The organism is Massilia sp. CT11-108, from assembly GCF_047302915.1.
Lineage (GTDB): Bacteria > Pseudomonadota > Gammaproteobacteria > Burkholderiales > Burkholderiaceae_D > Telluria > Telluria orientalis.
Window position 1 is genome coordinate 1 of sequence record NZ_JBKYMO010000683.1, and the last position, 2,438, is coordinate 2,438.

General features: G+C 70.7%; 2 protein-coding genes. Both read left to right on the forward strand.

The genetic code is table 11. The features are described 5' to 3' along the window. The coding region (locus ACEN88_RS29385) for an HlyD family efflux transporter periplasmic adaptor subunit (RefSeq protein ID WP_413345382.1) at positions 1–1,986 on the forward strand (1,986 nt) is incomplete at its 5' end. Next, a partial coding sequence (locus ACEN88_RS29390) for an ABC transporter permease (protein WP_413345384.1) occupies positions 1,983–2,438 on the forward strand: 456 nt, incomplete at its 3' end. The genes ACEN88_RS29385 and ACEN88_RS29390, both read left to right, overlap by 4 nt.

Consider the following 2,438-nt stretch of genomic DNA (forward strand, 5'->3'; position numbering starts at 1 on the left):
CACCACGCGTTCGCGCGGCATCGCCAAGGAAAAAACCGTCACCGTCGCGGAAGACCCCCACCCGCCGCGCCCGCCGCGCTGGCGATCGAAGGCGAGATCGCGTCGCGCCGCACGATGCCGGTGTCGCCGCCGACCATCCCGCACGTCTGGAACTACAAGCTGGCGTTCCTCGCGCCGGAAGGCACGATGGTGCAGGCCGGGCAGCCCATCGCCGTGTTCGAATCCACCGAGGTGATGAACCAGCTGATCTCGCTGCAAGGCACGCTGAAGGAACGCGAGCGGGCGCTGGACAAGCTGCAGCTGGACCAGGCCGAGGCCGACCGCGCCGGCGTGCTGGCGCAGGCCGAGGCGCAGAGCAATGCCGAGAAGGCCGCGCGCAAGGCGACCATGCCGAAGGAACTCATTCGCCGCGTCGACTACGACAAGCTGGTGATCGACCGCGCCGAAAAGGCGCAGCTGGCGAAACTGGCGCAGGCCCAGTACGAGGCGCAGCGGCGCGCGCGCCAGGCCGAGCGCGCCGGCCTGCAGTCCGACGCGGCGCAGTTGCGGGCCAAGATCGCCACCCTCGTCAAGGGGCAGTCGGCGTTGACCGTCGTGGCGCCGCGGCGGGGCCTGGTCCTGCATCGCGTCGGCTTCAACGGCGAGAAGTTCGCCATCGGCAGCCAGGTCTGGATAGGCCTGTCGGTCGCGACGCTGGCCGATCCGGACCAGCTGGGCGTCAACGCCCGCGTGCCGGAAGCGCAGGCGGCGGGCGTGCGGAAGGGCCAGGCGGCGCGCGTCATCGTGGCCGGTACGCGGCAGACACTGGCGGCGCACGTGACGGGCCTGGGACGCGCCTTCCACAGCAAATCGGCGGCGCAGGCGGTCGTCATACGCGACGTCGAGCTGGAATTCGACGCGCCCGCGAAAGACCTGAAGCCCGGGGCCGCCGCCAACACGCCGTTGACGGTGCCGGGCAGCGGCTGGTCGAGCCGCGTCTTGGTGGACATGGTCGCGGACGGCAGCACCGTCACGAAAGGCCAGGTCGTGGCCCGTTTCGATGCCCCGCAGGCGCGCGCGGAACTGTCGCAGGCCGACCTCGAACTGCTGCGCAAGGCGCTGGCCGAGGAGGCGAATCGCCAGAATGCGGCCGTCGAGAAAGGCGTACTGGCCGGCGACCGCGCGAAGCTCGAGGACGACCTGGGCCTCGCGCGCCGCTATGCGAACGTCGACCTGTCCGTCTTCGCCCGCAACACGATCCTCGATGCGCTGGCCGACGTCGGCTTCCTCACCAAGAAGCGCACCTACCTGGACTGGAAAGGCGGGCAGGCGCAGGCCCGCGCCGCCGCGCAGGACGCCGTGCTGCACTCGCAACGCGACAGCGTGGCGCAGAACGCGGCACAGCAGCGCAGGAGCCTGGACGCGCTGGAACTGGTGGCGCCGCACGACGGCGTGTTCCTGCTGGCCGCGCGCTGGGACGGCGCCAAGCCGCAGGTCGGCGCCAACCAGATGGCGGGCGAGCCGTTCGGCGCCCTGCCCGACCTCGACAAGCTCGTCGCCCACTTCAGCGTGGCCGAGGGCCAGGCCTACGGACTCAAGCCGGGCCTGCCCGTGCGCGTGCGCCTGGCCGGCACGGGGACAGAACTGGACCTCACGGTGACGCGGGTCGGCAGCAGCGCCAGCGTCATCTCGCCCGAGTCGCCCGTCAAGTACAGCGATTTCGACGCCGCCATCGGCACCGACACGGCGCGCAAGCTGGGACTGAAACCCGGCCAGGCGCTGCACGGCACGGTGCACCTCGTGACGCAGGCGGCGGCGCTGACGGTGCCGAACATCGCGCTCGTGCAGGACGGCGCCGCCTACGCCGTGTACACGGCCGATGGCGGCCGCACCGTGAAGCACAAGGTCGAGCTGGGCCGGCGCGGCCCGGTGCGCAGCGAAATCAGGAGCGGCCTCGCGTCCGGCGCGCGCATCCTGCTCCTCCCTCCAAAAACGGACAAGTCATGAACCGTGCACTCCTGCTGGAAGCCGTCGCCGAACTGAAACGCCGCAAACTGCGCACCGGCCTCACCCTGCTGGGCATGATCTTCGGCGTGGGAGCCATCGTCGCCATGCTGGCCGTGGGCGAAGGCAGCAAACGCGAGGCGCTGCGCCTCGTCGCGGAACTGGGCCTGAACAACGTCATCGTCGAGAGCAAGGGCAACACGGACGAACAGTTGAAGGACATCCGCACCCGCTCGCTGGGCCTGTCCGCGGCCGATGCCGCGGCGGCGCTGTCCGTCGTACCGGGCGCGCAGTCGGTGGCGCTGAAAAAGGAGATCAAGGTCGACCAGCTGATCGTCGGCGACCGGGTCGTGAGCGGGCGCGCGTTCGCCGTGTCGCCGGCGTATGCGGACCATGGCCACCTGCAGCCACACGTGGTTGACTTTCACGCGCTGGCCGACCGCACGCCCAGCAAG